Source organism: Hymenobacter polaris (assembly GCF_012927305.1).
GTDB lineage: Bacteria > Bacteroidota > Bacteroidia > Cytophagales > Hymenobacteraceae > Hymenobacter > Hymenobacter polaris.
Genome location: NZ_JABBGH010000003.1, coordinates 629959 through 656020, shown reverse-complemented (window position 1 = coordinate 656020; position 26062 = coordinate 629959). Strand labels below are relative to the sequence as shown.

The window sequence follows — 26062 nt, the reverse complement described above, 5'->3', positions numbered from 1 at the left end:
GGGCTGGCCCTTATAGCCCGCCAAATGCGTTTCGTTTGCTTGGGGCACCGGGCATTCGTTTCCTAATTGCCGGCTTGCGTATTTTTACGCCCTTGGCTTGTCCGCGCGTGGTAGTCCAGGGATGCAACCTAGCTGCGCGGCCGCGTCTTTGCTTTCGCTTCTATGCCTAAATTTTCTCGCTCAACCTGGCTCCTGGTACTTGCGGCCCTTTTTTGGGTGGCGCTGCTGCTGGGCACCCTAGGCCAAGGCAACGCGGGCATCGGGCCGGGGGTGAATTGGGCGCACTGGCTGGCGCTGGCGGCGCAGGGCGGCTTCGCAGCTTGCGTGTTTATCTTCGCCCGCATCCAAACCGGGCCGCTGCGGGGGCACAATTTTTTGGGTACGCTGCGCCAGCTGTTTTGGCGGGCGCTGGCCCTCACGGCGGGCTTGCTGGTGGTGGAGGGCATTGCCTGGCTCGAGCCCAACACCCACACCAACCGGGCCGTGGACTACACCATTGCGCTGGCGCTCTTTATCGGCCTGCTCTCGCAGACGCTCTATACCTGGCGGGCGCTGGTGAGCTTTCGGGGCGGCGCGCGGCTGCGGCGCGAGTGGCTGGTGTTTGAGCTGCTGCTAGGGGCGCTGCTGCTCTTCCAGCTCACTACCTGGGTGATACCGCCGCCCCTGCGCCTGGTGGTGTACGCGGCCATCGGCATCTTCGGCATCTACTTGTGCGGGCACCAGCGCTGGGTGGCCTACCTCTCTACCAGCCAGAAAACCCAGGCCATCCTGCTGCAGCTCGGCATCCTGGGTTTTCTGGTGTTATTTCTGCTGTACTTGCGCCAGGTGCAGGCCGACCCAACCCTCGCGGCGCCGGCGGCCCAGCAAAGCTTTTTGCTGCTGGCTTCCTTCTTTGCGGTGGTGTATGCGGTGGCGGGCCTCTTGGTGTCGTTGTTCAACCTGCCCGTGGCCGACGTGTACGAGCAGCGCCGCACCGAGTTTATGAGCCTGCAGCAGCTCAGCCAAGTCATTCAGCGCGGCAAAACGCCCCAGGAGATTTACCAGAACCTGCTAAACTCGATAGTGCAAACCCTGCAGGCCGACGCTGCCTGGCTCGACCCGCACTTTGCGGAGGCCGACGGCGAAGAGGTGACCCCCATCACCTACCAGCTGAGCGCTGACGCCGCCGGGCAGCTGCGCGACCGCCTGGCCAACCCCGCCGCCGGCCCCGCCCACGAGCTGGTCGACAACGACCTGGAGCGCTCGCAGCTGCTGCAGGGCCTAGGGCTGACTGGCTACGGCTCGCTGGCGCTGCTGCCGCTGCACAACGGTGGCCCTCACAACTTTGGCACGCTCGTACTGCTCAAAATGGAAACCGAAAGCTTCGAGCCCGACGACCTGAGTGTGCTGCATACCTTCATTACCCAGGCCGCCCTCAGCCTCGAAAACCTGCAGCTGGTGCGCGAGGCGCAGGTGAGCCAGCGCACCCAAGACGAGCTGCGCATTGCGGCGCTGGTGCAGGAGCGCCTAATACCCAAGCAGCTACCTACCGACAACTGGTTTGAAATCAGCACCTACGCCCAGGCCGCCAAGGAAGTAGGCGGCGACTTTTACGACTTTCTGCACCTGCCGGGCCAGAAGCTGGCCGTGCTCATTGGCGACGTGAGCGGCAAGGGTGTGACAGCCGCCTTCCACACGGCCCAGATGAAGGGCATTTTCCACGCCCTGATGCAGCCTAACCCGCTGGCCAAAAGCGACCGGCAGCGCTTCCCCGACCCGCACCGCTTTATGGTGCAGGCCAACGAAGCCCTCACGCACTGCCTCGAGCGCTCGTCGTTTATTACGGCTGCCTTTTATCTCATTGACTATCAGGCCGGCGGCTTCAGCTTTGCACGGGCCGGGCATTGCCATACGCTCTACTACCACTCCATTAAGGAGGAGGTGAGCTATTTCCACACCGAGGGCCTAGGGCTGGGCATTATCCGCAACGACAACTACGGCAAGCACGTCAAAACCCAGTTTTGGGACTACAACCCCGGCGACGTAATGGTCATTTACACCGACGGCATTGTGGAAGCGCGCAACGCGGCCGGCGACGAGTACGGCGAAAACCGCCTGCGCGAGATGCTAGGCGAGTGCTTCTACCAATCTGCCGAAGGCATTAACGCGTACATCCGTAATGATGTGCAGCAGTTTAGCCTGGGCCAGCCCTTGCACGACGACCAAACGCTGCTCGTAGTCAAGTTTAAGGCCTCCCAACCCCAACAATAGTGCCCTCGTATGGCCCTAGTATGAAAGTAACCGCGCAACCCTCTGGCGATACCCAAACTTTTCTACTCGACGGCGAGCTAGATGCCTCGTCGGCAGTAGTGCTTGATGCTGAGTTGAATAAACCCGAGCTACTGAGCTACAAGAAAATACTTATCGACTGCCAGCGCCTCAGCTACATCTCCTCGGCCGGCCTGGGCGTCTTCATCTCACACTTGCAGCGCCTGCAGGATGCCAACGTGAAGTTGGTGTTTTTTAACATGCAGGAAAAGGTGTTCAACGTGTTTGAGATACTCGGCCTCGACTCGCTGATGAATATTGTGCAAACCGAGCAAGAAGCTCAAGCCGCTTAGCTTAATTATGAATTAGGGGTTAGTGATTATGAATTGAACTGGTGGCCGCATGTGGCTACTGTTTCGCGTGTCATAACTCATAGCTTCTAGTTCATAATTCATACTTCTCCTTCCGTGACCCGCCATCTACGCATTCAATGCTCGCGCCAGAACCTCCAGCAGGTGCGCGACTTTGTGCGCGATTTTTTGCTGGCGGCTCACGGCAATGAGGTGCTGGTAAACCAGGTAGTGCTGGCCGTAGATGAGGTGGTAGCCAATTTCATCATTCACGCCAACGAGGAGGACGCCTCGCAGTACCTGGACCTGTTGATGCAGCTACGCGACCACAACCTGGACGTGGAGATTGAGGACCATAGCAATACGCTGTTTCTGCCCAGCAATGTAGCGCCCTCGCCCGATATGAGCGAGTACATCCGGCAGGGGCGCAAGGGCGGCATGGGCATGGCCTTGGTGTCGCGCATTATGGACAAGGTGGTGTTTTTTGAGCGCAATTCGCACACCATCTGCCACCTGACGAAGCAGCTAGGGTAGGCACCTGGTTGGCCCTAAGGCCAACCAGGCGCCCTAAGGTCCAGGCCCGCGCTGGCGGGGCCTGGGAGGAAACTCATGCGCCTTAGCCGGGTGTTGGGCGACACACCCGCGTTTTCCTTCGTAAAATTGCACTTGTGTTGTAGTGGGTTGACTTGCTAAATAGTCCATTCACCACAAGTCGCTATCACCGTCTATGCCTTCTCGCCTTTCGCTGGTGGGGGCCACTGCCGCTACGTTGCTGCAGTTGGCCGCCTGCCAAACCAGCAAGCCTACCCCTACGGCTACCGTGCCGGCCGGGCTAGCCCAAACCGTAGGAGTAGCCCTGCCGCCCGCCGGGCCTACCATCGAAACCCTGGGCGCTACCGCCGTGCCGGCCCGCGAGTTTGCCTACGTGTACAAGAAAAACAACGGCACTGCTGCCGACTACGGCACCCGCGCTAGCGTCACGGAGTACCTCAACCTGTATACCAACTTCCGGCTCAAGGTGCTCGATGCCGAGAAGCACGGCCTCGACACCACCCAGGCTTTTCGGCGCGAGCTGGAGGGCTACCGCCAGCAGCTGGCCCAGCCCTACCTCACCGAGAAGGGCGTGACCGACCAGCTGGTGCGCGAAGCCTACGCCCGCATGGGCCAGGAAGTGAACGCCTCGCACATCCTTATTCGGGTGGCGCCCGACGCTACCCCGGCCGATACCCTGGCCGCCTACCAAAAGATAGTGGCGCTGCGCCAGCGCGTGACCAGCGGCGGCGAGGACTTTAGCACCGTGGCTCGCACGACCAGCGAAGACCCTTCGGCTAAGGAAAACGGCGGCAAGCTGGGCTACTTCACGGCCATGCAGATGGTGTACCCGTTTGAGTCGGCCGCCTACCGCACGCCGGTGGGGCAGGTGAGTGTGCCCATTCGCACGCGCTTCGGCTACCACATCATCAAGGTAAACGACCGCCGCCCGGCCCAGGGCGAAGTGAAAGTGGCCCACCTGATGGTGCGCGTGACGCCCCAGGCCCCTACGACCGACTCGGCCGCGGCCCACAAAAAAATAAACGAGCTGTACGCCCGCCTGCAAAAGGGGGAGAATTGGAACAAGCTGGTCAGTCAGTTTTCGGAAGATGCCGGCTCGGCCCCCAACGGCGGCGAGCTGCCCGCCTTCGGCACCGGCCGCATGATTCCCTCGTTTGAGGAAGTGGCCTTTAAGCTGCAAAAGCCCGGCGACATTGCCCCGCCCGTGCAAACGCCCTACGGCTGGCACATCATCAAGCTGGTAGAGAAGCAGCCCATTCCCTCGTTTGAAACGCTGAAGCCCACGCTCACCAGCAAAGTGGGCAAGGACTCGCGCTCGGAGCTAAACCGCGCCGCCTTTCTCAAGCGCATCCGTCAGGAAAACCAGTTTCGGGAAATTCCGGCTTCCAAGCAACTCGCTTTTGCCCAAGGCGATACGGCCCTACTGAAGGGCCACTACAAGTACGATGCCGCGCGCCTAGCCCCTACCAGCAGCGGCAAGGCGGGCAAAGCCGTGAAAACAGGCAGCGACAAGCTGGCGCTGTTTACCATCATGACCCAAGCCTATCCGGTGAGCGACTTCCTGGCCTATGTGCAGCAAAACCAGCGCCCGCGCCCCACGGCTACGCCCGAGTTTGCCATGCAGCAGCTCTACGACCAGTACGTGGACCAGAAGCTGACCGACTACGAGCGCGACCACCTGCCCGTTAAGTATGAGGATTACCGCATGCTGGTGCAGGAGTACCGCGACGGCATCTTGCTGTTTCAGCTCATGGACCAGAAGGTGTGGAGCAAGGCCATTGAGGACACGGCCGGGCTGCGCAAGTTCTTTTTGGCCAACCAAGCCAACTACCAGTTTGGGCAGCGGGTGCAAGGCACGCTCATTTCGGCCGCCTCGCCCAAAGTGCTGGCCCGCGCCCAGCGTGAGCTGGCGGCCGGCCGCTACCCGGTGGCGGGCAAAGCCGGCTCGGCACTAGTACACTTTTCCCTAGGCACCGCCACGCCGGCCAAGAGCAACGGCGTGCCCGCCCTGGATGCCATTGCCCAGCGCCTCAACCAGGATACGACCCTCTCGGCCACCATTGCCGGGCACGTGCGCCGGGGCGAAAGCGCGGCCCTGGCCCGCCAGCGCGCCGCCGCCGCCCTCGACTACCTGGCCCAAACCGGCGGCGTGGTGCGCACGCGCCTCAGCCTAGCGGCGGCCAGCAGCCCCACCACGGCCACCGGCGACACGAAGGTGAGCTTCTTCAGCAGCTCGCCCGCCACCGTGGAGGCCCACCTCAACCAGCAGAATCCGCTGGCGGTGCAGATTCAGCAGCGTACCTTCCAGAAGGGTGACAACAAGGTAGTGGATGAGTACTTGACCCAGCCCGCCGGTACCTACCGCACCCAGCAGGACGGCCGCTACTACCTGCTCGACCTCAAGCGGAGCCTGCCGCCCGGCCCCAAGCGCCTGGCCGACGCCCGCGGCCAAGCCACCAGCGACTACCAGAACTACCTCGAAAAGCAGTGGATTGAGCAGCTGCGCGCCGAATATCCGGTGAAAGTGAACGAGGAAGAAGTGACGAAGCTCATAACGAAATAGGCGGGCCACGCCGGCCCCAGGCCCCAGCGGCCGCCGGCAGCTTCCTTTGTTAAAAAAAGTTGAAATTTTGCCAAGCCGGCTGCTATGTTTTGCCAGTCGGCCGCGTTCAGCTAACCAGCTGGCAACCATTTGCCCCCTAGGGGGCTCTGTAGGCCAGAGCCGCTGGTGTGCCCAGCGGCGCGGCGCTTGTCGATTACCCTGCTTCCAGCCAACGGCTACCAACCCGTAGCCCCTTGCTCATTAGATACTTATGCAACGACTATCCTGGTGCCTCGTAGCGATTCTGTTTCTCAGCCTGCCCCTGGCTAGCCGTGCCCAGTTGGGCATGAGCCGGCCGCGCACCGGGCAGCAAATGCTCGACGGCATTATTGTGAAGGTGGATAACCAAATAATTCTGCGCTCCGACGTGGAAGGCATTGTGGCCCAGGAGCAGGCTCGCGCCCAGGGCAAGCCCCTGCCGCCCGACCTGCGCTGCAAGGTGCTGCAAAGCCTGGTGCTGAACAAGCTGATGCTGGCCCGCGCCGATATCGACTCAGTGACCGTGACCGATAGCCGCGTGAACAGCGAGCTGGACCGCCGCATGAACTACTTTGTGCAGCAGGTGGGCTCGGAGAAAAAGCTGGAAGAGCTGTATAACAAGCCCGTGCGGGTGCTGAAGGAGGACCTGCGCTCGCAGGTGCGCGACCAGCTGGTGCAGCAGGAAATGCAGGACAAGATTTCGGGCAAGGTGACGGTGACGCCCCGCGAGGTGAAGGAGTACTTCGACAAGATTCCGAAGGACAGTCTGCCGTACTACTCCACCGAAGTGGAAGTGGGTCAGATAGTTATCCCGGCCCAGGTGAATGATAAGGCCAAGCAGGCGGCCATTTCCCAGCTCAACGACCTACGCGGGCGCATTCAGGCCGGCGAGAGCTTTGAGGAGTTGGCCAAGAAGTACTCGCAGGACCCCGGCTCGGGGGCGCAGGGCGGCTACCTAGGGTATTTTAAGAAGGGCGAGCTGGTGCCCGAGTACGAGGCCGCCTCGCGCAAGCTGGAGCCCGGCCAGCTCTCGCCGGTGGTGGAGTCGCAGTTCGGCTTTCACCTCATCCAGCTCATCGAGCGCAAGGGCGACCAGTATTCCACCCGCCACATCCTGCTAAAGCCCACCACCGGCGCGGCCGATGCCAGCGAGGCGGCGTTGAAGCTGACGCGCCTGCGCAAGCAGATTTTGAGCGATAGCATCAGCTTTGCCAAGGCTGCCAAGGACAACAGCACGGATAAAGGCACCAGCGGCAACGGCGGCCTGCTGGCCAACCGCCAGGACGGCGGCTCAAAGCTGCCCCTCGACAAGCTCGACCCGGCCATCTTCTTCACCATCGACACGATGAAGGTAGGCCACATTACGCCGCCCCTCGCCTACCGCACCGATGATGGCAAGGACGCCATGCGTATTCTGTACCTCAAGAGCAACACGCCGCCTCATCAGGCTAACCTGCTCGACGACTACCAGAAAATATCGCAGGCCGCGCTTAACGAAAAGAAAAGCAAGGCCTTGGAGGAGTGGTACGAGAAGAACCGCAACACCGTATACCTGGAAGTGGCCCCCGACTATGCGCAGTGCAAGGTGCTGGCGGCGGGCACCGAATGATGACGGCAGCGCACCCCCACTGAAAAGAGAACGTCATGCTGCGCCTGTCGAAGCATCTCTACCTGGCCCCTAGGGTCATTGTTCGGGAGAGATGCTTCGCGGGCCTCAGCATGACGTTCTTTGTTACTGCTCTTTCTTCTTTATTCCAGTACCCAAGTAGTTCGTGCTAATGACGTCATTCCAGAACGATAAAGAAGCGGCCGACTCGCTCAAAATTGCTTTTCAGCAGCTGCGGCAGGAAATCGGGCAGGTAATAGTGGGGCAGGACGAGGTAGTGCGCCTGGTGCTGACAGCCGTGTTTGCCCAGGGCCACTGCCTGCTAGTAGGCGTGCCGGGCCTGGCCAAAACGCTGCTCATCAATACTATTGCTGAGGCGCTGGACCTCTCGTTTAATCGCATCCAATTCACGCCCGACCTGATGCCGTCGGACATTGTGGGCTCGGAAACGCTGACCCAGCAGCGGGAATTTCAGTTTGTGAAGGGTCCGATTTTCTCCAACATTATCCTGGCCGACGAGATAAACCGCACGCCGCCCAAAACCCAGGCTGCCTTGCTCGAAAGCATGCAGGAATACGCCGTGACGGTGGCTGGGCAGCGCTACCCGCTGGCGCGCCCCTTCTTCGTGCTGGCCACCCAAAACCCCATCGAGCAGGAAGGCACTTACCCGCTGCCCGAGGCCCAGCTCGACCGCTTCATGTTCAACATCGAGTTGGGCTACCCGAGCTACCAGGAGGAGTTGAATATTGTAAAAAACACCACCACCGACCGCAAGCCCAGCGTGCGCAAGGTGCTACACGCCGCCGATATTCAGGCCTACCAGGCGCTGGTGCGCCGCGTGCCGGTGGCCGACAACGTGGTGGAGTACGCCGTGGGGCTGGTGCACAAAACCCGTCCCCAGGGCGAGCGCGCCGCCCCCAGGGCCAAGCAGTTGCTGGAGTGGGGCGCCGGCCCTAGGGCGAGCCAGTACCTGATAGTGGCTGCCAAGTGCAACGCGCTGCTCATGGGCAAGTACTCGCCCGATATAGAGGACGTGCGCGCCGTAGCTTTGCCCATCCTGCGCCACCGTCTCGTGCGCAACTTCAAGGCCGAGGCCGAGGGCGTGACGGTGGAACAGATTGTTCGCGAATTGTTGTAATCATAATCCCCAGAACGTCATGCCGACGAAGGAAGCATCTCTGCCGCACAAGTAATCTCAATGTTCAGAATTACTTACGCGGCAGAGATGCTTCCTTCGTCGGCATGAATGCCTTTTTTAAGCCTGCCCGCAATGGAAGCCCAAGCCTACTACCAGCAGTTTGAGCGCAATGTGCGCGTGATATTAGACGCCCTGGCCGCCGGCCTCGACCTGCGCACGACGGCCCTCGAAACCAGCCTGCCGCTGGAAGTCTACATCTTGTGCGAGGTGCTGAACCAGGGAGCCGGCGAGCACTTCACCCTCACGGCCACCGGAGTGGCGCGGCTGGCCGAATTTCAGCAGCAGTTTATGCGCCACGAAGACCAGACCCTAGGGGCCATGCAGCGGGTGCTGGCCGATAAGCACGCCATTATGCGCACGCCCGAGGGCCGGGTATTCGTGAAGGAAATGCTGATTCGCCGCCTGGAGTTCTTCAATGAGGCCGCCCGCCAGGTGAACGTGATGCGAACCCAGCAGGCCCTAGGCAGCCCCAAGCAATATAGCTAACGCACGAATTCGGCAGATTTTTTGAATTTTCTGGAATTTTGCGAACGGCTCACTAGCTGCCTGTCGTGGGCTAGGCAGTCACTAAAAAAGCCCCGCGCACGCGGGGCTTTTTTAGTTTTTAGTAATTGGCAAAATCTGCCAACTCTGAGGCTCAGGCAACTATTTGCGCACCATGTGCCCGGCATCCTCGGGGCGCACTTCGGTGTTGCCATCTTTGCTGTGGCGCAGGTCCAGCTTGCCCTTTGGCTCCTGCTTGAGGTCGGTGGGCACCTGGGCGCCCGAGGCACTCTTGGATATGGTAGTGCCACCATCGGCGAAGAAGATGGCGCCGGTGACGTAGCTCGCCTCATCCGAGGCTAGGAAGAGGTACACGTTGGCAATTTCTTCGGGCGTGCCGCGGCGACCCATGGGCACGCCTTCGGTAGTTTGCTTTTCCATCTCGGCGCTCATCGGGCCGGTTTCCTTGTGCGTCCAGGCCGTATCGATTGGGCCGGGGCCTACGCAGTTGGCGCGCACGCCGTGCTTGGCCTGCTCGCCGGCAATGCCGCGGGTGAAGGCGTGCATAAAGCCTTTGGTGCCGCCGTAGGGAGTATTATTGGGCTCACCCATGTGGCCCGCCTCCGAACCAGCACTCACGATGTTGCCGCGGGTCTTCTTGAGTTCGGGCAGCGCGGCCCGACTCATGTGAAAAGCAGTATAGATGTTGTTCTTCACCATGTACTCGAAGGCTTCGACCGGGTATTCATCCAATTCCTTGGCAGCCGGGAAAGTACCGGCGTTGTTTACCAGAATGTCGAGCTGGCCAAACTCCCCCACGGCGGTTTGCACGCAGGCCTCGGCCACGGCCTGGCTCGACAGGTCGCCCTCGAAGGCAGTGGCCCGGCCGCCGCTGGCTTTTATCTCATCTACCACCGCCTGCACGGGGTCTTCGGGGAAGCCAGCCACTACCACGGCCGCCCCTTCTTGGGCAAATAGTTTGGAAATGGCCTCGCCAACCCCCGCGCCGCCACCCGTCACAATGGCAACTTTACCTTGTAGTCTGTTCATGGGAAAAGAAAAAAAAGAGAAGAGAAGTATGCGGGTTTTCTTACTAGTTTTAGGCTTGGGGGGTTATGGTTCACTATGCCCGGGCCCCTCGTTATTGGTCTGGACCCCCTAGTGCTTCTTACGCCGCGCCTGCTGCTGCGCCCCTACGAGGTGGCCGACGCACCGTCCTTTTTTGCCGTGCTTGATGAAAGCCGCGGCCGGCTCGCCACTTCTTTTCCCGACCGCCTGCTGGCCGTGCCCACGTTGGCCCACGCGCCCGCGCAACTGGCCGCCTTTGCCCACGACTGGCGCACTGGCCGCTTCTACGTATTCGGCATCTGGCACCGCACCGGCCAGGTGTACCTCGGTGATATTTGCCTGATGCCGCAGCTGGCCGGCCAGGCCGAAATTGGCTACTACCTGGCCCCGCAGGCTGAGGGTCAAGGCTACGCCCGCGAGGCCCTAGGGGCCGTGGTAGGCTTCGGCTTCGGGCAAGTGAAAGCCCAATGCCTGCTCATTCGCTGCTTTGCCGACAACCTGCGCGGGCAGGCAGTAGCGCAGGCCCTGGGTTTCGTGGCCGAGCCGGCGCAGCCAACGCACTGGCCGCGCCTGCGCCAGGGACTGCGCCGGGTGCTAGCGCGGCCGCCCGAGCCCGACATCTTGTACTTCACGCGCTATGCGCCGGAAGCTTAATGCGCAACACGAAGCTAGCCGCTGCGTTAGAGCAAGCTAAAGCGGTAAGGTTCCGCTGGTTAGCTTATCAAATCTTCATGAAATCTTTTCCCAGTATTCTCGCCTCGTTGGCTTTGGTAGCCTCCGCATCGCTCGCCCACGCCCAGGCGGCGCCCGCCGTTGCCAAAGAAGAGGGACACATGCCCACCAAGCACAAGCGTATGGAATCGCGTGGTCGCGAAAGCGGCGTCATGATGCACGGCGGCCAGATGATGCAAATGCAAGACGGCAAAATGATGCCTATGGCGCAGGAGATGACCATGAGCAACGGCACCAAAGTGGCCACGAACGGCCAGGTAACCATGGCCGGCGGTAAAACCATGATGCTCCAAGACGGCGAAGGCGTGTCGATGGGCGGCCAGGTGATGCACCACGGCGGCAAAAAGGGCAAGATGATGGGTGGCGGCAAAATGAGTAGCTCGATGTAAGCTGCCCCTACCGGCAGAAAACTAGACGGTCATGCTGAGCCTGCCGAAGCATCTCTACCGCCCCGCTTAGTGCTGTCCTAGCGGGGCGGTAGAGATGCTTCGGCAGGCTCAGCATGACCGCTTCTTGGTATTTTATGCAATATTCCGCGCTCACTGGCCCACCCGCACCCGGCGGGCCAGGTTGCCCAGCAGCCACTCCTGCCGGAAGTTGAGGTACACGCCGAAGGAGTAGTCCAAAATCTTGTTGCCGATATCGTACACCGGCTCCACGCGCACCGTCACGGCAGCCGCGTCCGAGATGCGGAAGTCGCGCAGCAGGCGCACCAGCAGCAGGCGGCGCTCGGCATCGGTGTAGCCGGGCGTGCCGTAGCGCGAGGCCACGCTTTGGTAGTAGGGGGCCCCTAGGGGGGCGTAGAACTGGTGCCCCTGCCAGTAGCTCACCATCAGGTCGGCGTAGCGCGTCTCTAGGGTGCCGTTGAGGTAGAGGCCGTGGCCTTGGGTATAGGGCAGCCGAAAAAAGCCCGAGTTATCGCGGTACAGCGTGCCGTAAGCGTTGAGGCGCACGGCTTGCAGCACCGGCCCCCCTAGGGGCAGCCGGGCCACCACGCCAGTAGCATAGTTGAACAGCGTTTGCACCGGTGCGTGCAACGTGTCAATCTGCCCGCCGAAGTGCCGGGCCGTAAATTGGAACGGGATACTGAGCTGCACCGGGCTATTGTCGCCGGTGAGGCGGAAGCTACTGCTGAGGCCGCCGGCAATCTGCTCCTGGTAGGCCACGCCGGGATACTCCTGCTTCAGCCAGTCCACCCACACGTCCAGAAACACGCGCTTGCTGGTGAGGCGGTACTGCAAGCCTTCTTCCAACGGCTTTAGCATCACGCGCTCAAAGTCGAACAGTGGCTCGATGTACTGGTGGTTGAGATTGGGCAGGATGTTGCCGAAAATGAAGTGGTTATTGCCCACCGTCCAGGTAGCCCGAAATGTGGGCCGCACCTGCCGCAGCTGCGGATTGCCAAAGTCCTTCCACAGAAACATGCCGCCCTCCAGGCGCAGGTTTTTGGTGGGGTAGTACACGAGCTGCGGGTTCAGCTGCGTGCCGAATAGGGTGTAGCCTTCGACAATCTCGTTGAAGTATTCGTTGTCTTTAAAGAAGGTGAAGCTATTTAGGGCGATGCGGAGGTCGCCTTTTTCAACTTCATAGGTTTTTAAATGAGCATCTTGTTCAGCCGCCATAGAGTCAACGTACTCCTTTGGCCCAATGAAGTCAGGATATACGACTTTACCCGCCCTAGGGAAGCCCGGCGCAGGCGACGTAAACGCTCGGTTATCCAGCTGAGCCCAGGCCGGCGCGGCTGTAATTAGCAGGCTTGCAAGGCAAACTAAATTTTTTAGAAATTTCCCCATAAATTTGAGTCGCGGCCGGCACAAAACCGGTAAGCCTGGTGTTAGAAATGGCCGCCGAATAACAGAACGGTAAATGAAAATTGCCGGTCGGCCGCAAGCCAAAACATCGTAGATTTACCAACCTCAAGTTTTCAACCTCCCCTAGCCCATGGCCTTAGCAACCAAAGCCGAAAAACCAGAAAAAGCCGAGAAAGCCGAAAAAAGTGGCGACCCGGCCGTTGAGAAAGCCAAAGCCCTCGCGCTAACGCTCGAGAAGCTTGACAAGGCCTTCGGCAAAGGTACCGTGATGAAACTCTCGGACCAGAAAGTGAACGACATTCCGGCCATCAGCACCGGCTCGCTCTCGCTCGATATTGCCCTGGGCATCGGCGGGCTGCCCCGCGGCCGCGTCATCGAGATTTACGGCCCGGAGTCGAGCGGTAAGACGACCCTGACCATGCACGCCATTGCCGAGGCCCAGAAAGCTGGGGGCACGGCCGCTTTCATCGACGCCGAGCACGCCTTCGACCCGGCCTACGCCAAGAAGCTGAATATCGACGTGGATAACCTCCTCATCGCGCAGCCCGACAACGGCGAGCAGGCCCTCGAAATCGCCGACCAGCTCATCAGCTCCGGCGCCATTGATATTATCGTTATTGACTCAGTGGCCGCCCTAGTGCCGAAAGGCGAGCTAGAAGGCGACATGGGCGACTCGAAAGTGGGTCTGCACGCCCGCCTCATGAGCCAGGCCCTGCGCAAGCTCACCGGTACCATCAACAAAACCAACTGCTTGTGCATCTTCATCAACCAGCTGCGCGAGAAAATTGGTGTGATGTTCGGCTCGCCCGAAACCACGACCGGCGGTAACGCCCTCAAGTTCTACGCCTCGGTGCGCCTCGACATCCGCCGCATCGGGCAGATTAAGGAGGACAAGGACAATGTGACCGGTAACCGCACCAAGGTGAAGGTGGTGAAAAACAAGGTAGCGCCGCCCTTCAAGGTGGTGGAGTTCGACATCATCTACGGCCAGGGTATCAGCAAGGTCGGCGAGATTGTGGACCTAGGGGTGGACATGGGCATTATTGGCAAGTCGGGCTCGTGGTTTAGCTACGACGGCAACAAGATTGGCCAAGGCCGCGAGGCCGTGAAAACCCTGCTGCTCGACAATCCCGAGCTGGCCGATACCATCGAAGGCAAAATTCGCCAGATGGCCAAGGGCGACGAGGCCGTTATCCCGGTGGACATGAGCGGCCCCGAAGACGGCGAAGACACTTTCTAAGATTTTTTAGGACGCTGCCTATAAAGCCCCGCTGCCCCTTCGGCAGCGGGGCTTTTTTGTGCCTAGGCCGCAAAAATTACCGTGCGCCTACCGCATATTTTTGCGAGCTGGCCCGGCGTTTGTAAATCCGATGCGGTCCTGCTTTTCGTTTTTTACTTGTATGCGTCGCTGGTTACTCGTTCCCCTGCTACTGCTGTGCGCTGCCTTCACGCAGCCAATTGGCACGGCCGAGCCCGTGCGCCTGTGGCCCAACGCCAGCTTCCGCACCGGCGAAACCATCCGCTACAAGGTGCACTACGGCATCATCAATGCGGGCGAGGCGGTGATTGAAACCTCCAGCAATTTAGAGCGCGTGGCCGACCGCCCCTGCTACCGCGCCACCGTGAGCGGGCGCACCCTAGGGTCGTTCGACTTCTTTATGCACGTGCGCGACCAGTGGCGGGCCTACATCGATACAGCCAGTATCTTGCCCCTGCGCTCGACGCGCGACATTGCCGAGGGTACCTACCGCAAGAAGGAAGTGGTGGACTTTGACCAAGCACGCGACGTAGTGAACGTGCTGCAAACCCACACCAAAGAGCCTATCCGCTACACCTTTAAGGTGCCCAACAACGTGCAGGAACTGGTGAGCGGCTTCTACTTTTTGCGCACCCTCGACTACGACCACATGAAGCCCGGCGAGGTCATCCACGTGGGCGGCTTCTTCGACGAGGGCACCTTCAACCTAGAGGTGGTGTACAAGGGCCGCGAGCTGGTAGAAACCAAAGCCGGGCTGGTGCACGCCATCAAGCTGGTGCCCCGGATGCCCAAAAACCGCATCTTCCGCGGCGAGGACGCTATTAAAGTTTACTTCTCCGACGATAAGAACAAGATTCCGGTGCTCTTCCAAGCCGAGCTGTTCGTGGGCGCGGTGAAGGTGGATATGTACCAGGCCGACGGGCTGAAAACCAAGCTTAACATGGTGGCGCGGCAGCAAACGCAGCCCTAGGGTCGGGGCTTCACACAAACGTAATACCGCCACCCCGTCACGTTCTGGTAATTTTGCGGCGCGGAAGTTCTTCCCCCTTTCGCCCTATTTACTGTGGCTCCTACCCTAGCCCATCCCAAGGCGGCGCCTGCCAAGGCCGCTACCTACAAGATTTTGGTAGTGGACGATGACCCCGACATCGTGGAGCTGCTCGAGTTCAACCTCAAGAAGGAGGGCTACCTCACCGCTTCGGCCGGCGATGGCCGCCAGGCCCTGGCCATCGCGCCTGATTTTGCCCCCGACATCATCCTGCTCGACGTGATGATGCCCCACCTCGACGGCATTGCCACCTGCCGCCAGCTGCGCGAGCAGCCCCGATTCAAGGACACCTACATCCTGTTCTTAACCGCTCGCGCCGAAGAGTTTAGCGAAGTGGCGGCTTTTGAGGCCGGCGCCGACGACTTCATTGCCAAGCCCATCAAGCCTAGGGCTCTGCTGAGCCGCCTGGCCGCCCTGGTGCGCCGCGACCAGGACCCCCACGCCGGCGTGGAAGCCATCGACATCAACGGCCTGCGCATCGACCGCACGGCGTTTGCCGTGTACCAGGACGGGCGCAAAATCACGCTGCCCAAAAAAGAGTTTGAGCTGCTGGCCTTCCTGGCCGCCGCCCCTCACAAGGTATTCAGCCGCGACGAGCTGCTGCAAAATATCTGGGGCAACGACGTGTTCGTGCTGGCCCGTACCGTGGACGTGCACGTGCGCAAAGTGCGCGAGAAAGTGGGCGACCACCACATCCAAACCATTAAGGGCGTGGGTTATAAGTTTAACGCCGACTAGAAGCCCTTGAGCCTAGCAAGATAGTAGACCGTCATGCTGAGCTTGCCGAAGCATCTCTGCCACGCCACCTAGGGGCTGTTCGGTAGAGATGCTTCGGCAAGCTCAGCATGACGTTCTTTGTTGGCCCCCGGAGCCCCTAGGCCTTCTTTTCTACTAAACTGCCCTATGCTCAAGCTGTTGCACCTGCTGTCGTCGCGCACTATTGCCATACTTATTGCGCTGCTGGTGGCGGGGGTGCTCACGCTGGCGGCCGTTTATATTCCGCAGCTGCCTAGCTCCCAGGCGTTTCTATCGGGCGGCCTGGCGGTAGCGGCCTGCTTTCTGCTTATTTACCTGTCGTTTGAGGCGCTCATCTTCCGCGAAATAAACAGCATCTACTCGCGCCTGGAGCACATCAAGCGCAAAGAATTTAAGAAGCTGAGCAACAAGTTTTTGTTTCGGCCCGAACCCCTGCGCCGCCTAGGCGATGAGATAGTAGCAACCGCCCAGCGCCGCCAGCAGGAGCTGGATGAGCTGAAGCGCCTGCAAGCGCTGCGCCGCGAGTTTCTGGCCGACGTATCGCACGAGTTGAAAACGCCGCTCTTTGCCGCCCAGGGCTTCGTGCATACCATTCTGGACGAGGAGGAGGCCGACACCGACGCCTCTAGTATGGACCCGGCCATGCGCCGCAAGTTCTTGCACCGCGCCGCCGCCAGCCTCGACACGCTGGGCACGCTGGTGCAGGATTTGGTGACCATTGCGCAGCTCGAAAAGGGCGTGGTGCGCATGCGCCGCCAGCGCTTCGACCTGGTGGCGCTGGTGCACGAGCTGTTTGAGTTGCTGGGGCAGCAGGCCGAGCGGCGCGGCGCCACGCTGACCCTCTTCCCGCCCCACCTGGCCGGCGAGGAAATCCCCGTGCTAGCTGACCGTAACCGCATTCGCCAAGTTCTTATTAATCTGATTGACAACGCCTTGAAGTACGGCCGCGAGCAGGAGGGCCAGGTGGTGGTAGCCCTTACGCCCGGCCGCAGCAGCGTGCGCGTGGCCGTGCGCGACAATGGCAACGGCATTGCCCCCGAGCACCAGGCGCGCATTTTCGAGCGCTTCTACCGCGTCGAGAAAAGCCGCTCGCGGGCCGCCGGTGGCTCGGGCCTGGGTCTGGCCATCAGCAAGCACATCGTGGAGGCGCACAAGTCTACCATTCATATCAAGAGCGTGCTGGGCGAGGGCACTACCATGGAGTTTAAGCTGCCTAGGCCCAAGGTGCAGCCCTAGGGCCCTGGTGCGGGCGCGCCAAGTGCGCGCAGCCGCCACCGTACCTTTGTACTCTGCATGAAGCCACCCAAGTTCCAAGACCTCATTCTGTTTGAGAACGACGATTATATCGTCGTCAACAAGCCGCCGTTTCTAGCCACGCTCGACGAGCGCATTGGGGTGGCGCCCAGCTTGCTGCGCCTGGCCCGCGAGTATGCCGACGATGCCCAGGTGGGCCACCGCCTCGACCGCGACACCAGCGGCGCCCTGGCCCTGGCCAAACACCCCGAGGCCTACCGCCACCTGGCCATGCAGTTCGAGAACCGTGAGGTGAGCAAAGTGTACCACGCCGTGACCTGGGGCGCGCCGCCGCTCGACAAGTTTATCGTGGAGCGCAACATCGAAACCACTAAGAGCGGCAAGGCCCGCCTGGCTTACAAGGGCAAGCCGGCCGAAACCCGCTTCACCACCCTCGATACCTATGCCCGCCACGCGCTGGTGCAGTGTGAGCCCGTAACGGGCCGTATGCACCAGATACGCCTGCACCTGGCCTACGTGGAAACCCCCATCGTGGGCGACCACCTCTACGGCGGCGAGGACTTCTACCTCTCCTCGCTCAAGAAGAAGTTTAACCTGAAGGAGGGCGAGCAGGAGCAGCCTTTCATCAAGCGCTTCGCCTTGCACGCCAAGCAGCTAGGCTTTATGGGCCTGGATGGGCAGCCTATTGTAGTAGAAGCGCCTTATCCCAAGGACTTCCGGGTGCTGGTAGACACCCTAGGGCAGTACCGCTAGCCCCACGTATGCCCACGCCTGCTACCGCTGCCGGTTTGCGCATTCGCTGGGAGCAGGGGCTATTTTGGTTGCTGCTGGCGGCGCACCTGCTGCCCCTGTGGAGCCACCGCTACTTCCTGACTTCCGACGGGCCGGCGCACCTCTACAATGCGTGGCTCCTAAAGGCTATGCTGCTGCACCCCGGTAGCGCGGCGCACCAGCTACTGGCGTTCAACTTCAACCCCGAGCCCAATTACCTCAGCCACTTGCTGCTCGGCGGCTTGCTTACCGCGCTGCCGCCGTGGCTGGCCGATAAGCTTGTACTCACCCTTTACGTGGCCGGGCTTCCGCTGGCTCTTCGCTACCTGCTAGGCGCCCTGCGCCCCGATGCCAGCTGGCTGGCCGTACTCAGCTTTCCTTTGATTTACAGCGTAGTACTGCTGTGGGGATTCTATAATTTTTGCTTAAGCATAGTTATCCTCCTGTGGGCCCTCGGGTACTGGCTGCGCCAGGTGCGGCCCGGCCGAACGCTTGGGAGCGTGGCGGCGCTAGCGGGCCTGCTCACGCTATTGTTTCTGGCCCATCCGCTTACCTACCTGGTTTCGGGGTTGCTACTCGGGCTGCTGGCGCTTGCGGCGGGCTGGCAGCAGCGGCAAGTGCTGCGGGCCCTAGGGCAGCTAGCGGTAGCCTACGCGCCTACCCTTCCCTTGCTAGGGTGGTATTTCTGGCACAAGGGGGCAGCCACTGCGCAGCCCGCGCAGCAGTATGGTGAAAACCTCTGGAGCTGGGTGCGCCTCGAAGCGCTGCACTACAGCGGGTCGGCCGAGGGCACCTATCGCTGGCTGGTGGCGCTGCTACTGCTGGCGGCCCTAGTGGCCGCCACGGGGCAGCTATGGCGCGGGGCGGCCATAAGACCCGTGCTGCCCTGGCTGGGCGCGCTGCTGCTACTACTGGTGGCCTACGTAGCCCTCCCCGACGAAATAGCGGGCGGCAGCATCATCCGGCCGCGGTGGGGGCTGCTCAGCTACTTGGTGCTGCTGGGGGGCCTAGGGGCTGTACCCTGGCCACGGCCGCTCCGGGTAGCAGGGCTGGGCGTAGGCGCCTTGGTAGCCAGCCTATTCCTGAGCTTCCGGTGGCAGAAGTTTGAGCCTTACCAGCTTGCGCTGGCCGACTACCGCTCAGCGCTACCCCACCTCCGGCCGGGCACCAGTCTGCTCGCCCTCACGTATGCCGACGTAACGCAACTACCCGGCGGCCCCGAGCTAGATAGCTACCTGCCCTTATTTGTGCATGCCGCGGGCTACTTAGGGACCGAAGCCCAGCTGCTGTGCTACGAGAACTACGAAGCCGAAACCGGATATTTCCCCTTGGTATGGCGGCCAGGCCGCTCGCCCATCTCCGAGTATGGCCAGTACCCTACCCGGCTGAATCCGGTGCTTTACCAACGGGCTTACCGGCCCACTTACGTGCTGCTATGGGGCCGGGCGGCCGCGGCGGCTACCAGCCCCGCTAACGCGGCCCTGGTAGCCGCCTATTTAGCGCGCTATGGCTACCGGCAGCAATTTCGCTCCGCCACCGGCTTGCTAGAGTTGTACGGGCAGCCGGGCCCGAGGCCCCGCGCACAGCCTTAAAGTTTAATGGGTTGCGCTTGGCGTTCTGCCAAAAAAACAGTACCTTTGTGTCCGTTTTTCCCCAAGCCCGCTCGGCTTGGGGTTTATTGTCAATTGTTTAGCCGGTAATTTTTACCACTCCTATGGACCACCTGAGCTTCAAGACGACCCACGTCAACAAGGCCAACGCCCAGAAAAACTGGGTTATCGTGGATGCCAGCGTGGCCCCGCTGGGCCGCGTGTGCAGCCAAATCGCTAACCTGCTGCGCGGCAAGCACAAGCCCTCGTTCACCCCGAACTCCGACTGCGGCGATAACGTTATCGTTATTAACGCTGACAAGCTGCGCGTAACGGGCAAGAAACTAACCGAGAAGGTGTACCTCACCCACTCGGGCTATCCCGGTGGCCAGAAGCGCCGCACTCTGCGCGAGCAACTGAACCGCGATTCGCGCAAAGCCATTGAGCACGCCGTAAAAGGCATGCTGCAAGACAACCGTCTGGGTTCGGCGCAGTTCCGCAACCTGTACGTGTACGCTGGCACCGAGCACCCGCACGAAGCCCAGCAGCCTGTAGCTTACGAGCTGAAGAATCTGTAAATCAACGTTTTTACGGTCGATTTTGGCCGCATTTTTTCCACTTTAATGGCAGCTACTAACACCTCTGGTAGAAGAAAAACCTCGGTGGCTCGCATCTACATGCAGGCCGGGCAAGGGAATATCACTATCAACAACCGGGACATGAAGTCCTACTTCGCCAACGAGCTGTTGGAGAACATCGTGAACCAGCCCCTGGCCATCCTCGAGCAGGTGGGTCAGTACGACATCACGGTCAACGTGAGTGGCGGCGGCATCGCCGGCCAGGCCGAGGCTATCCGCCTCGCCATCTCGAAGGCCTTGGTAAGCGACAACGCCGAAATCAAATCGGCCCTGCGCAAGGAAGGCTTTATGACGCGCGACCCCCGCATGGTGGAGCGCAAGAAGTTCGGCAAGCGCAAAGCCCGCCGCTCGTTCCAGTTCTCGAAGCGCTAATCGTTTAACCGTAGTAGTATCATGGCTCAGTCCACCTCTTATAAAGAACTGCTTGACGCGGGTGCCCACTTCGGCCACCTCACGCGCAAGTGGGACCCCAAAATGGCGCCGTATATCTTCATGGAGAAGAACGGCATCCATATCATTGACCTCAACAAGACGCTGGCTTCGCTGGATTACGCTGCCAATGCTATTCGCAACATTGCGAAAAGCGGCCGCAAAATCATGTTCGTAGCCACCAAGAAGCAGGCGCAGGAGATTGTGCAGACGGAGGCCCAGCGCCTCAAAATGCCCTACGTGACTGACCGCTGGCTGGGCGGGATGCTGACGAACTTCGCCACCATCCGCAAGAGCTTGAAGAAAATGAGCTCCATCGACAAGATGGTGAAAGAAAACACCGCTTACGCCGCCTTGGCTAAGCGCGAGAAGCTCATGATGAACCGCGAGCGCGAGAAGCTAGAGCGCGTAATGGGCGGCATTGCCGACCTGAGCCGCCTGCCCGCTGCCCTGTTCGTGGTAGACGTGAAGCGCGAGCACATCGCCGTGAAAGAAGCCCAGAAGCTGGGGATTCCGGTATTTGCTATCGTTGATACCAACTCAAACCCAGAACTGGTGCAGTTCCCCATCCCGGCCAACGATGACGCCTCGAAGTCGATTCAGCTTATCATGAACGTGATGGGCAAGGCGATTGAGGAAGGCCTGTCGGAGCGCAAGGTTGACAAGGAAGATGCCGAGCGCAAGGAAGCTGACGAAGCTGCCATTGCTGAAAAAACCGAGGCTGATACCCAAAGCTAAGCTGCTCGCTTTTAAAGCTTGACGAAAGAGGGAACGGTCGAGGCTAATGCTTGGCGGTTCCCTTTTTCTTTTTCGGTTGCGCGGGCTTGCTGACCCGCGACTCAAAACGTAAATTTCCCTATACACCCAACTCGCGGGCGGCAAGCCCGCGCTACCACTATGGCAGCTATCACCGCCGCAGACGTAAACAAGCTCCGCACCATGACCGGCGCGGGCATGATGGATTGCAAAAAGGCCCTCACCGAGGCCAACGGCGACTTTGAAGCCGCCCGCGACATCCTGCGCAAGCAGGGCCAGAAAATTGCTGACAAGCGCGCCGATAACGCCACGTCGGAAGGCCTCGTGCTGGTGAACGTGAGCGAGGATGGCAAAAATGGTAAGCTGGTGGCCCTAGCCTGCGAAACCGAATCGGTGGCTAAAGTAGCCGACTTCCGCACCTTGGTGCAGCAAATTTTGGATACGGCCGTGAAAACCAACGTGGGCACCAAAGAAGACCTGTTGGCCGCCAAGGAGGCTGATGGCCGCACCGTGCAGGAGCATATCACCGAGTTGACCGGCAAAATCGGCGAGAAGCTCGACCTGACCTACGCCACGCTGAGCGCCGAGAAAGTGGCTTCGTATATCCACTCGGACAACAAAAAAGGCGTGCTGGTGGGCCTGAAGAACGTGGGTAGCGCTGACACCACTGATGTGGGCCGCGACGTAGCCATGCAAATCGTAGCGATGAAGCCCGTAGCCGTGGACAAGGACGGCGTGGACTCGGCTACGGTAGAGCGCGAAATTGAGATTGGCAAGGAGCAGGCCCGTGCCGAGGGCAAGCCCGAAGCCATGCTGGAGAAAATTGCCCAGGGCAAGCTCAACAAGTTCTACAAGGACAACACCCTGCTCAACCAGGAATTCGTGAAGGACAATTCGGTAACCATCGCCCAACTGCTCGACAAGACGTCGAAGGGCATGACGGTAGAGTCGTTCAAGCGCGTAGCTATCGGCGCGTAAGCGCCCCTAGGGTATCACTGAATAAAAAAGCCCGCTGGCAATGCGCCAGCGGGCTTTTTTTATGGCAGTTGCGTTTTCGGTTTATTCATCTCGATGTGCATCTTGGTCATGCCATCCAAGTAGTTTTCCAGCGGCTCCATGCCAATGGCGGCACGGCGCTTATTCACGTTTTTGGGGTCGCGTAGCGACTTAGGCACTGCTTTAACCGCTGCAGTGCCGACGTTCTCATAGGTCACTTGGGTGCCATACTCCTCGGGCTGGCCGGCATTGATGGCTACCCGGTCGGTGAGGTAGGCATAGTTGGCGGGCCTGGCGTTTTTACGCTTCACCTCAGCCTGCATCAGCTTCAGCACCTGGCGCTGAAAATCGGGGTGGGCGTCGGCGTGCTGCACTAGCAGCCAGAAGTTGTTGGCGCTTTTCTCCCCTACTTGCCGGAAACCGGGGTAACCGTACTGCCGCACGATTTTCTCGAGGATAGGCTGGTGGCGAGCGAAGTTGATTTCCTCTACTTTCACCAAGTCGCGGCCGGCACTGTCGGGCAGTTGTTTGAACATCTGCTGCATGGGCCACTGGTCTACGTAAGCCAGGCTATCCAGCGTCTTGCTGAGCCTGGGGTACTGCACGGACGTTTGGGCGGCGGCCGTAGTAGCCCAGCTAGTAGCTAGCAGGTAAAGGAAAAGCTGTTTCATCTTCAGGTAGGTTACCCTCGTAAAGTGGTTTTAAACCAGAGATTACCCACCGCCGTAAGGTTGCAGCTTCCATTTATTACTGTCTAAAACCGGCTGGTCAGGCCGAAGTGAATTTTAGAGTTGGAAAGGCCAAACGATTGGTTATAAAACGGTGAGCGGCCCACCGAATACACAAACTGAAACAGCCCGGCTGCCGTGCGAAAGCTCAGCCCCGCCCCTAGGCCCGTGGGCGCGTCCAGGGCCGACGTGAGGCCTACGGTGGCGGCTTGGTAAGCGCGCAGCACGCTTTGGTCAGCAAATAGAAATACGTAGCCCTCAGGCCCGGTAAACTGCCGGAATTCAATGGTGCCGACCCCGTAGGCATTAGTGTAAAACTGGTTTTCGCTGAAGCCTCTGAGGGAGTTGAGGCCCCCTAGGCGGAACAAGTCGTTGAGGAAATACTTTTGCTGCTGGTTGAAGAGTGCCTCGCCGCGCAGGCGGGCCACTAGCACCCCCTGCCGCCCTAGGGCCCAGTAGCGCTCGGCGCGCCCGTTGAAGCTATACTGCGTCGAGCGCAGGGGCAGCGTAGCGTACAGGTCTTCCCGAATAAAGGCGTTGCGGCTTACCGTCTTGGTGCCCACGCTGCCCTGCAAGCTCACAAACGAGCCCCGGTGCGGGAAATACAAGTCGTCGAGGTAGGTGCGGGCGTAGGCCAAACCGTAGCTATTAGTTTCCGAATCAATGTAGTCAGGTAGGGTATTGAGATTGTTGAGGTTAACGTAAGCGAGGCTATCGAACAGCAAGCGCGAACTGCGCTGCTCGGCAAAGAAGGTAAGCCGGCCCGCCCGCGCCGTCGGGTAGGTTACCTGCAGCCTCGGATGAATGGTGAGGAACGCCAAGTTCTGGCGATACAGGTTGAAGGTGGCGGCTACTTCGAGTGGCGTACCGAAGAAATTGGGGTGCAAGTAGTTAACATCGAGCGTTTGGGAGGCAGCATCTACCTTGCGCCACTGCAGGCCCACTTGTTTGCCACCGCCGCGCAGGTTGCGCAGCGCCACGGTCACGTCGCCCGTAAACTGCACGCCGCTGCCCGTCGCGTTGGGCAGCAGCCCCACAATGGCGTCGAACTGGTTGGCGGGCCGCTCATCGAGCAATAAGTACACCCGCGCCCGCCCCCTGGCAAAGCGCACCTCGGGCTCGGCCCGCAGGCGCACGTAGGGCAGCTGCCGCAGCAGGGCCGCCGCCGCCAGCACGCGCTGCTGGCTATAGGGCGCCCCCGGAAAAAGCTGCAAATATTTGGTTAGGAAGCGCTTTTTGGTGCGGCTCGTGCCAATCACCTGCAGCGAATCGAACGTGACGAGCGGCCCGCGCCGCAATACCACCCGCCCGGCAATGGAACTAGCCGCTAGCTGTAGCGAATCGAGGCCGACAGTGGCAAAGGGATACCCCTGGTTCTCCGCTTCGGTGAGGATACGCTCTTGCAAGCTAACCCACTCGGCCGGTCGCCAGAGAGTGCGCCGAAAAAACTTTTCGCGGTAGCCCGCGCGCGTCAGCAGGCCGTCGCCCAGGTTGCCATTGTGCAAGTAGGCCCAGCGGAAGGGCTCGCCAGCGTACACGTGCACTCGCACGGTATCGCGCCCCCAGCTTAGCGAATCAACCGACGCCAGTAGATACGCCTCAGCTTGCAGCGCCAGCACTAGCTCGCGTACCGTGCGCAGGGCCGTAAGCGAGTCGGGCACCGTAGCCCTAGGGTGGAAGCGCCGCACCAAAGCCTGGTCGGCAGCGGTGCCAACCCACACCAGGGTGCGCAGGCGGCCGGGCAGCTTGCGCGGCACTGCCGGGGCCCGGCGGCGGGTGGTATCGGGGGGTAGCGGGGGCGAGGCTAGCCCCGGCGCCGTGGGTACTACCACGCCCGCCCCCGACCCTAGGGGCGTTTGGGCGCCCGCAGGCCCCACCAGCCCCAGCCAGCAACCCAGTACAAAAAGGAAGCGGTAACGCATAATTCGTCGGAGAGGCAAACGCAAAACCGACCAGTTAATTTCCGCCGAGCGAATTTTACCCCGCGCTTGGCGTGTTGTAGCTCGTTGGCGCTTCTCGCAAATTACGCGCTGCCTGCTCATGCCCGGCCTTTACCTACACATTCCATTCTGCAAGCAGGCCTGCCACTACTGCGACTTCCATTTTAGCACCTCCATGGGGCTAAAGACGCAGTTTGTAGCCGCTTTGACCCGAGAAATGGCCCTCCGGCGCCATTATCTGCCCGCGCCCGCCACGCCCCTCGAAACTATCTATTTTGGGGGCGGCACGCCCTCGCTGCTTACGGCGGCGGAGCTAGACGCCATCTTCACCGCCATTCACGCGCAGTTTGAGGTGTCGCCACGGGCCGAAATTACCCTCGAAGCCAACCCCGACGACCTCACGCCTGAGAAGCTGGCCGTGCTGGCCGCCTCGCCCATCAACCGCCTCAGCATTGGCCTACAGAGCTTCCATGAGCCGCACCTGCGCCTTATGAATCGGGCGCACTCGGCCACCGAGTCGCGGCAGGCCGTGCAGCAAGCACAAGCTGCTGGCTTCGAAAATATTTCGGTAGACGTTATTTACGGCATTCCAGCCGCCAGCCACGCCATCTGGCAGGCCGACTTGGCGGCGTTGCTGACCCTAGGGGTACCGCACATTTCAGCCTATGCGCTCACCATCGAGCCAGATACTGCCTTCGGCCGCCGGCTAAAAAAAGGCACGTTCCTGGCGCCGCCCGACGAGTTTGTGGCCGAGCAGTTTGAGCAGTTGCTAGCGCAACTGCGGGCTGGCGGCTACGAGCAGTACGAAATCAGCAACTTCTGCCTGCCGGGCCGCGAAAGCCGCCACAACAGCAATTACTGGCGCGGTGTACCTTACTTGGGTCTTGGGCCCAGCGCCCACTCCTTCGATGGCCGTAGCCGCCAATATACCGTGGCCAACAACCCGCGCTACGTGGCGGCCGTGCTTGAGCAGGGCGAGGTGCCCGCCACCGTGGAGCAACTCTCCGCACTCGACCAAGCCAATGAATACCTGCTTACCACCCTGCGCACCAGCCGCGGCTGCGACCTGCGCTACCTCGCCGATGAGCTAGGTACAAACCTGCTAGCTACCCACAGTCAATACCTACAAAGCCTGCTGAACCAACGCTTGGTCACGCTCGACCAGCAGGTACTCCGCCTGACCGATGCTGGCAAGCTGCTGGCCGACCATATTACGCTGGAGCTATTTACTGAAGTAGCCTAAAGATTTCGTACTTACCGCACCCTAGGGT

Annotated in this window: 24 protein-coding genes; 20 read left to right on the top strand and 4 right to left on the bottom strand. The window is 60.6% G+C overall.

Translation table 11 applies throughout. The features are described 5' to 3' along the window. The first annotated feature begins 162 nt into the window (after positions 1 to 162). The 7 genes from HHL22_RS19330 (at position 163) to HHL22_RS19300 (ending at position 9020) form a co-directional block, all read left to right on the top strand. Positions 163 to 2250, top strand: coding sequence for a GAF domain-containing SpoIIE family protein phosphatase (locus tag HHL22_RS19330; RefSeq protein ID WP_169533031.1), 2088 nt, complete (start codon positions 163 to 165; stop codon positions 2248 to 2250). Positions 2251 to 2270: 20 nt separating this feature from the next. Beyond that, a complete protein-coding gene (locus HHL22_RS19325; protein WP_169533030.1) occupies positions 2271 to 2600 on the top strand; it encodes an STAS domain-containing protein in 330 nt (109 codons plus the stop codon). 114 nt (positions 2601 to 2714) lie between these two features. After that, complete coding sequence (locus tag HHL22_RS19320; RefSeq protein ID WP_169533029.1) at positions 2715 to 3131, top strand: ATP-binding protein; 417 nt, start codon at positions 2715 to 2717, stop codon at positions 3129 to 3131. Between the two features lie 193 nt (positions 3132 to 3324). Then, on the top strand, positions 3325 to 5712 hold the full coding sequence (locus HHL22_RS19315; RefSeq protein WP_169533028.1) for a peptidylprolyl isomerase: 2388 nt from the start codon (positions 3325 to 3327) through the stop codon (positions 5710 to 5712). Between the two features lie 250 nt (positions 5713 to 5962). Further along, positions 5963 to 7339 carry a peptidylprolyl isomerase gene (locus HHL22_RS19310; protein WP_169533027.1) on the top strand — a complete coding sequence of 459 codons (1377 nt, stop codon included), beginning with the start codon at positions 5963 to 5965 and terminating at the stop codon, positions 7337 to 7339. A 169-nt stretch (positions 7340 to 7508) separates the two neighbouring features. Beyond that, on the top strand, positions 7509 to 8474 hold the full coding sequence (locus tag HHL22_RS19305) for an AAA family ATPase (protein WP_169533026.1): 966 nt from the start codon (positions 7509 to 7511) through the stop codon (positions 8472 to 8474). Between the two features lie 132 nt (positions 8475 to 8606). Further along, positions 8607 to 9020: a hypothetical protein gene (locus HHL22_RS19300; protein WP_169533025.1), complete on the top strand. Its 414-nt coding sequence runs from the start codon at positions 8607 to 8609 to the stop codon at positions 9018 to 9020. 159 nt (positions 9021 to 9179) lie between these two features. Here the strand turns inward: HHL22_RS19300 and HHL22_RS19295 are convergent, their stop codons facing one another. After that, positions 9180 to 10067, bottom strand: a complete 888-nt coding sequence (locus HHL22_RS19295) for an SDR family NAD(P)-dependent oxidoreductase (RefSeq protein ID WP_169533024.1) — start codon at positions 10065 to 10067, stop codon at positions 9180 to 9182. 75 nt (positions 10068 to 10142) lie between these two features. On the opposite strand from HHL22_RS19295, the gene HHL22_RS19290 reads away from it, so the two are divergent. Further along, a complete protein-coding gene (locus tag HHL22_RS19290) occupies positions 10143 to 10739 on the top strand; it encodes a GNAT family N-acetyltransferase (protein ID WP_169533023.1) in 597 nt (198 codons plus the stop codon). A gap of 77 nt (positions 10740 to 10816) precedes the next feature. Next, the gene (locus HHL22_RS19285; RefSeq protein WP_169533022.1) at positions 10817 to 11206 is read left to right on the top strand and encodes a DUF6799 domain-containing protein; all 390 of its coding nucleotides are present in this window, start codon (positions 10817 to 10819) and stop codon (positions 11204 to 11206) included. A 150-nt stretch (positions 11207 to 11356) separates the two neighbouring features. Here HHL22_RS19285 and HHL22_RS19280 read toward each other — a convergent pair whose 3' ends face one another. After that, complete coding sequence (locus tag HHL22_RS19280; RefSeq protein ID WP_169533021.1) at positions 11357 to 12439, bottom strand: hypothetical protein; 1083 nt, start codon at positions 12437 to 12439, stop codon at positions 11357 to 11359. Between the two features lie 319 nt (positions 12440 to 12758). On the opposite strand from HHL22_RS19280, the gene recA reads away from it, so the two are divergent. From recA to tsf, 10 genes are all read left to right on the top strand, one after another. Beyond that, positions 12759 to 13868: a recombinase RecA gene (recA, locus tag HHL22_RS19275; RefSeq protein WP_169533020.1), complete on the top strand. Its 1110-nt coding sequence runs from the start codon at positions 12759 to 12761 to the stop codon at positions 13866 to 13868. A gap of 160 nt (positions 13869 to 14028) precedes the next feature. Further along, positions 14029 to 14856 (top strand): DUF3108 domain-containing protein, encoded by an 828-nt coding sequence (locus tag HHL22_RS19270; protein ID WP_169533019.1) that lies wholly within the window; start codon positions 14029 to 14031, stop codon positions 14854 to 14856. A 93-nt stretch (positions 14857 to 14949) separates the two neighbouring features. Further along, positions 14950 to 15672, top strand: a complete 723-nt coding sequence (locus HHL22_RS19265) for a response regulator transcription factor (protein ID WP_169533018.1) — start codon at positions 14950 to 14952, stop codon at positions 15670 to 15672. Between the two features lie 165 nt (positions 15673 to 15837). Next, positions 15838 to 16926 carry a sensor histidine kinase gene (locus HHL22_RS19260; RefSeq protein WP_241738182.1) on the top strand — a complete coding sequence of 363 codons (1089 nt, stop codon included), beginning with the start codon at positions 15838 to 15840 and terminating at the stop codon, positions 16924 to 16926. Between the two features lie 57 nt (positions 16927 to 16983). Then, positions 16984 to 17697 carry an RluA family pseudouridine synthase gene (locus HHL22_RS19255; RefSeq protein ID WP_169533017.1) on the top strand — a complete coding sequence of 238 codons (714 nt, stop codon included), beginning with the start codon at positions 16984 to 16986 and terminating at the stop codon, positions 17695 to 17697. Between the two features lie 8 nt (positions 17698 to 17705). After that, entirely contained in the window at positions 17706 to 19307 is a 1602-nt protein-coding gene (locus HHL22_RS19250; protein WP_169533016.1) for a hypothetical protein, read from the top strand. A gap of 122 nt (positions 19308 to 19429) precedes the next feature. Next, positions 19430 to 19882 carry a 50S ribosomal protein L13 gene (rplM, locus tag HHL22_RS19245; protein WP_169533015.1) on the top strand — a complete coding sequence of 151 codons (453 nt, stop codon included), beginning with the start codon at positions 19430 to 19432 and terminating at the stop codon, positions 19880 to 19882. Positions 19883 to 19927: 45 nt separating this feature from the next. After that, positions 19928 to 20314, top strand: a complete 387-nt coding sequence (gene rpsI / locus HHL22_RS19240) for a 30S ribosomal protein S9 (RefSeq protein ID WP_169533014.1) — start codon at positions 19928 to 19930, stop codon at positions 20312 to 20314. A gap of 21 nt (positions 20315 to 20335) precedes the next feature. Beyond that, positions 20336 to 21109: a 30S ribosomal protein S2 gene (gene rpsB / locus HHL22_RS19235; protein ID WP_169533013.1), complete on the top strand. Its 774-nt coding sequence runs from the start codon at positions 20336 to 20338 to the stop codon at positions 21107 to 21109. Between the two features lie 159 nt (positions 21110 to 21268). Further along, positions 21269 to 22105, top strand: a complete 837-nt coding sequence (gene tsf / locus HHL22_RS19230) for a translation elongation factor Ts (RefSeq protein WP_169533012.1) — start codon at positions 21269 to 21271, stop codon at positions 22103 to 22105. Between the two features lie 59 nt (positions 22106 to 22164). Here tsf and HHL22_RS19225 read toward each other — a convergent pair whose 3' ends face one another. Together HHL22_RS19225 and HHL22_RS19220 are read right to left on the bottom strand one after the other, a co-directional pair. Beyond that, positions 22165 to 22794 carry a DUF6624 domain-containing protein gene (locus HHL22_RS19225; protein WP_169533011.1) on the bottom strand — a complete coding sequence of 210 codons (630 nt, stop codon included), beginning with the start codon at positions 22792 to 22794 and terminating at the stop codon, positions 22165 to 22167. A gap of 83 nt (positions 22795 to 22877) precedes the next feature. Continuing rightward, positions 22878 to 24773 (bottom strand): BamA/TamA family outer membrane protein, encoded by a 1896-nt coding sequence (locus HHL22_RS19220; RefSeq protein WP_169533010.1) that lies wholly within the window; start codon positions 24771 to 24773, stop codon positions 22878 to 22880. Between the two features lie 118 nt (positions 24774 to 24891). On the opposite strand from HHL22_RS19220, the gene hemW reads away from it, so the two are divergent. Further along, positions 24892 to 26034, top strand: coding sequence for a radical SAM family heme chaperone HemW (gene hemW, locus HHL22_RS19215; RefSeq protein WP_169533009.1), 1143 nt, complete (start codon positions 24892 to 24894; stop codon positions 26032 to 26034). Positions 26035 to 26062: the final 28 nt, after the last annotated feature.

Coding starts and splice junctions, on each gene's coding strand:
- HHL22_RS19330 (WP_169533031.1), top strand. CDS start 163: ATGCCTAAATTTTCTCGCTCAACCTGGCTCCTGGTACTTGCGGCCCTT.
- HHL22_RS19325 (WP_169533030.1), top strand. CDS start 2,271: ATGAAAGTAACCGCGCAACCCTCTGGCGATACCCAAACTTTTCTACTC.
- HHL22_RS19315 (WP_169533028.1), top strand. CDS start 3,325: ATGCCTTCTCGCCTTTCGCTGGTGGGGGCCACTGCCGCTACGTTGCTG.
- HHL22_RS19310 (WP_169533027.1), top strand. CDS start 5,963: ATGCAACGACTATCCTGGTGCCTCGTAGCGATTCTGTTTCTCAGCCTG.
- HHL22_RS19305 (WP_169533026.1), top strand. CDS start 7,509: ATGACGTCATTCCAGAACGATAAAGAAGCGGCCGACTCGCTCAAAATT.
- HHL22_RS19300 (WP_169533025.1), top strand. CDS start 8,607: ATGGAAGCCCAAGCCTACTACCAGCAGTTTGAGCGCAATGTGCGCGTG.
- HHL22_RS19295 (WP_169533024.1), bottom strand. CDS start 10,067: ATGAACAGACTACAAGGTAAAGTTGCCATTGTGACGGGTGGCGGCGCG.
- HHL22_RS19290 (WP_169533023.1), top strand. CDS start 10,143: ATGCCCGGGCCCCTCGTTATTGGTCTGGACCCCCTAGTGCTTCTTACG.
- HHL22_RS19285 (WP_169533022.1), top strand. CDS start 10,817: ATGAAATCTTTTCCCAGTATTCTCGCCTCGTTGGCTTTGGTAGCCTCC.
- HHL22_RS19280 (WP_169533021.1), bottom strand. CDS start 12,439: ATGGCGGCTGAACAAGATGCTCATTTAAAAACCTATGAAGTTGAAAAA.
- recA (WP_169533020.1), top strand. CDS start 12,759: ATGGCCTTAGCAACCAAAGCCGAAAAACCAGAAAAAGCCGAGAAAGCC.
- HHL22_RS19270 (WP_169533019.1), top strand. CDS start 14,029: ATGCGTCGCTGGTTACTCGTTCCCCTGCTACTGCTGTGCGCTGCCTTC.
- HHL22_RS19260 (WP_241738182.1), top strand. CDS start 15,838: ATGCTCAAGCTGTTGCACCTGCTGTCGTCGCGCACTATTGCCATACTT.
- HHL22_RS19255 (WP_169533017.1), top strand. CDS start 16,984: ATGAAGCCACCCAAGTTCCAAGACCTCATTCTGTTTGAGAACGACGAT.
- HHL22_RS19250 (WP_169533016.1), top strand. CDS start 17,706: ATGCCCACGCCTGCTACCGCTGCCGGTTTGCGCATTCGCTGGGAGCAG.
- rplM (WP_169533015.1), top strand. CDS start 19,430: ATGGACCACCTGAGCTTCAAGACGACCCACGTCAACAAGGCCAACGCC.
- rpsI (WP_169533014.1), top strand. CDS start 19,928: ATGGCAGCTACTAACACCTCTGGTAGAAGAAAAACCTCGGTGGCTCGC.
- rpsB (WP_169533013.1), top strand. CDS start 20,336: ATGGCTCAGTCCACCTCTTATAAAGAACTGCTTGACGCGGGTGCCCAC.
- tsf (WP_169533012.1), top strand. CDS start 21,269: ATGGCAGCTATCACCGCCGCAGACGTAAACAAGCTCCGCACCATGACC.
- HHL22_RS19225 (WP_169533011.1), bottom strand. CDS start 22,794: ATGAAACAGCTTTTCCTTTACCTGCTAGCTACTAGCTGGGCTACTACG.
- HHL22_RS19220 (WP_169533010.1), bottom strand. CDS start 24,773: ATGCGTTACCGCTTCCTTTTTGTACTGGGTTGCTGGCTGGGGCTGGTG.
- hemW (WP_169533009.1), top strand. CDS start 24,892: ATGCCCGGCCTTTACCTACACATTCCATTCTGCAAGCAGGCCTGCCAC.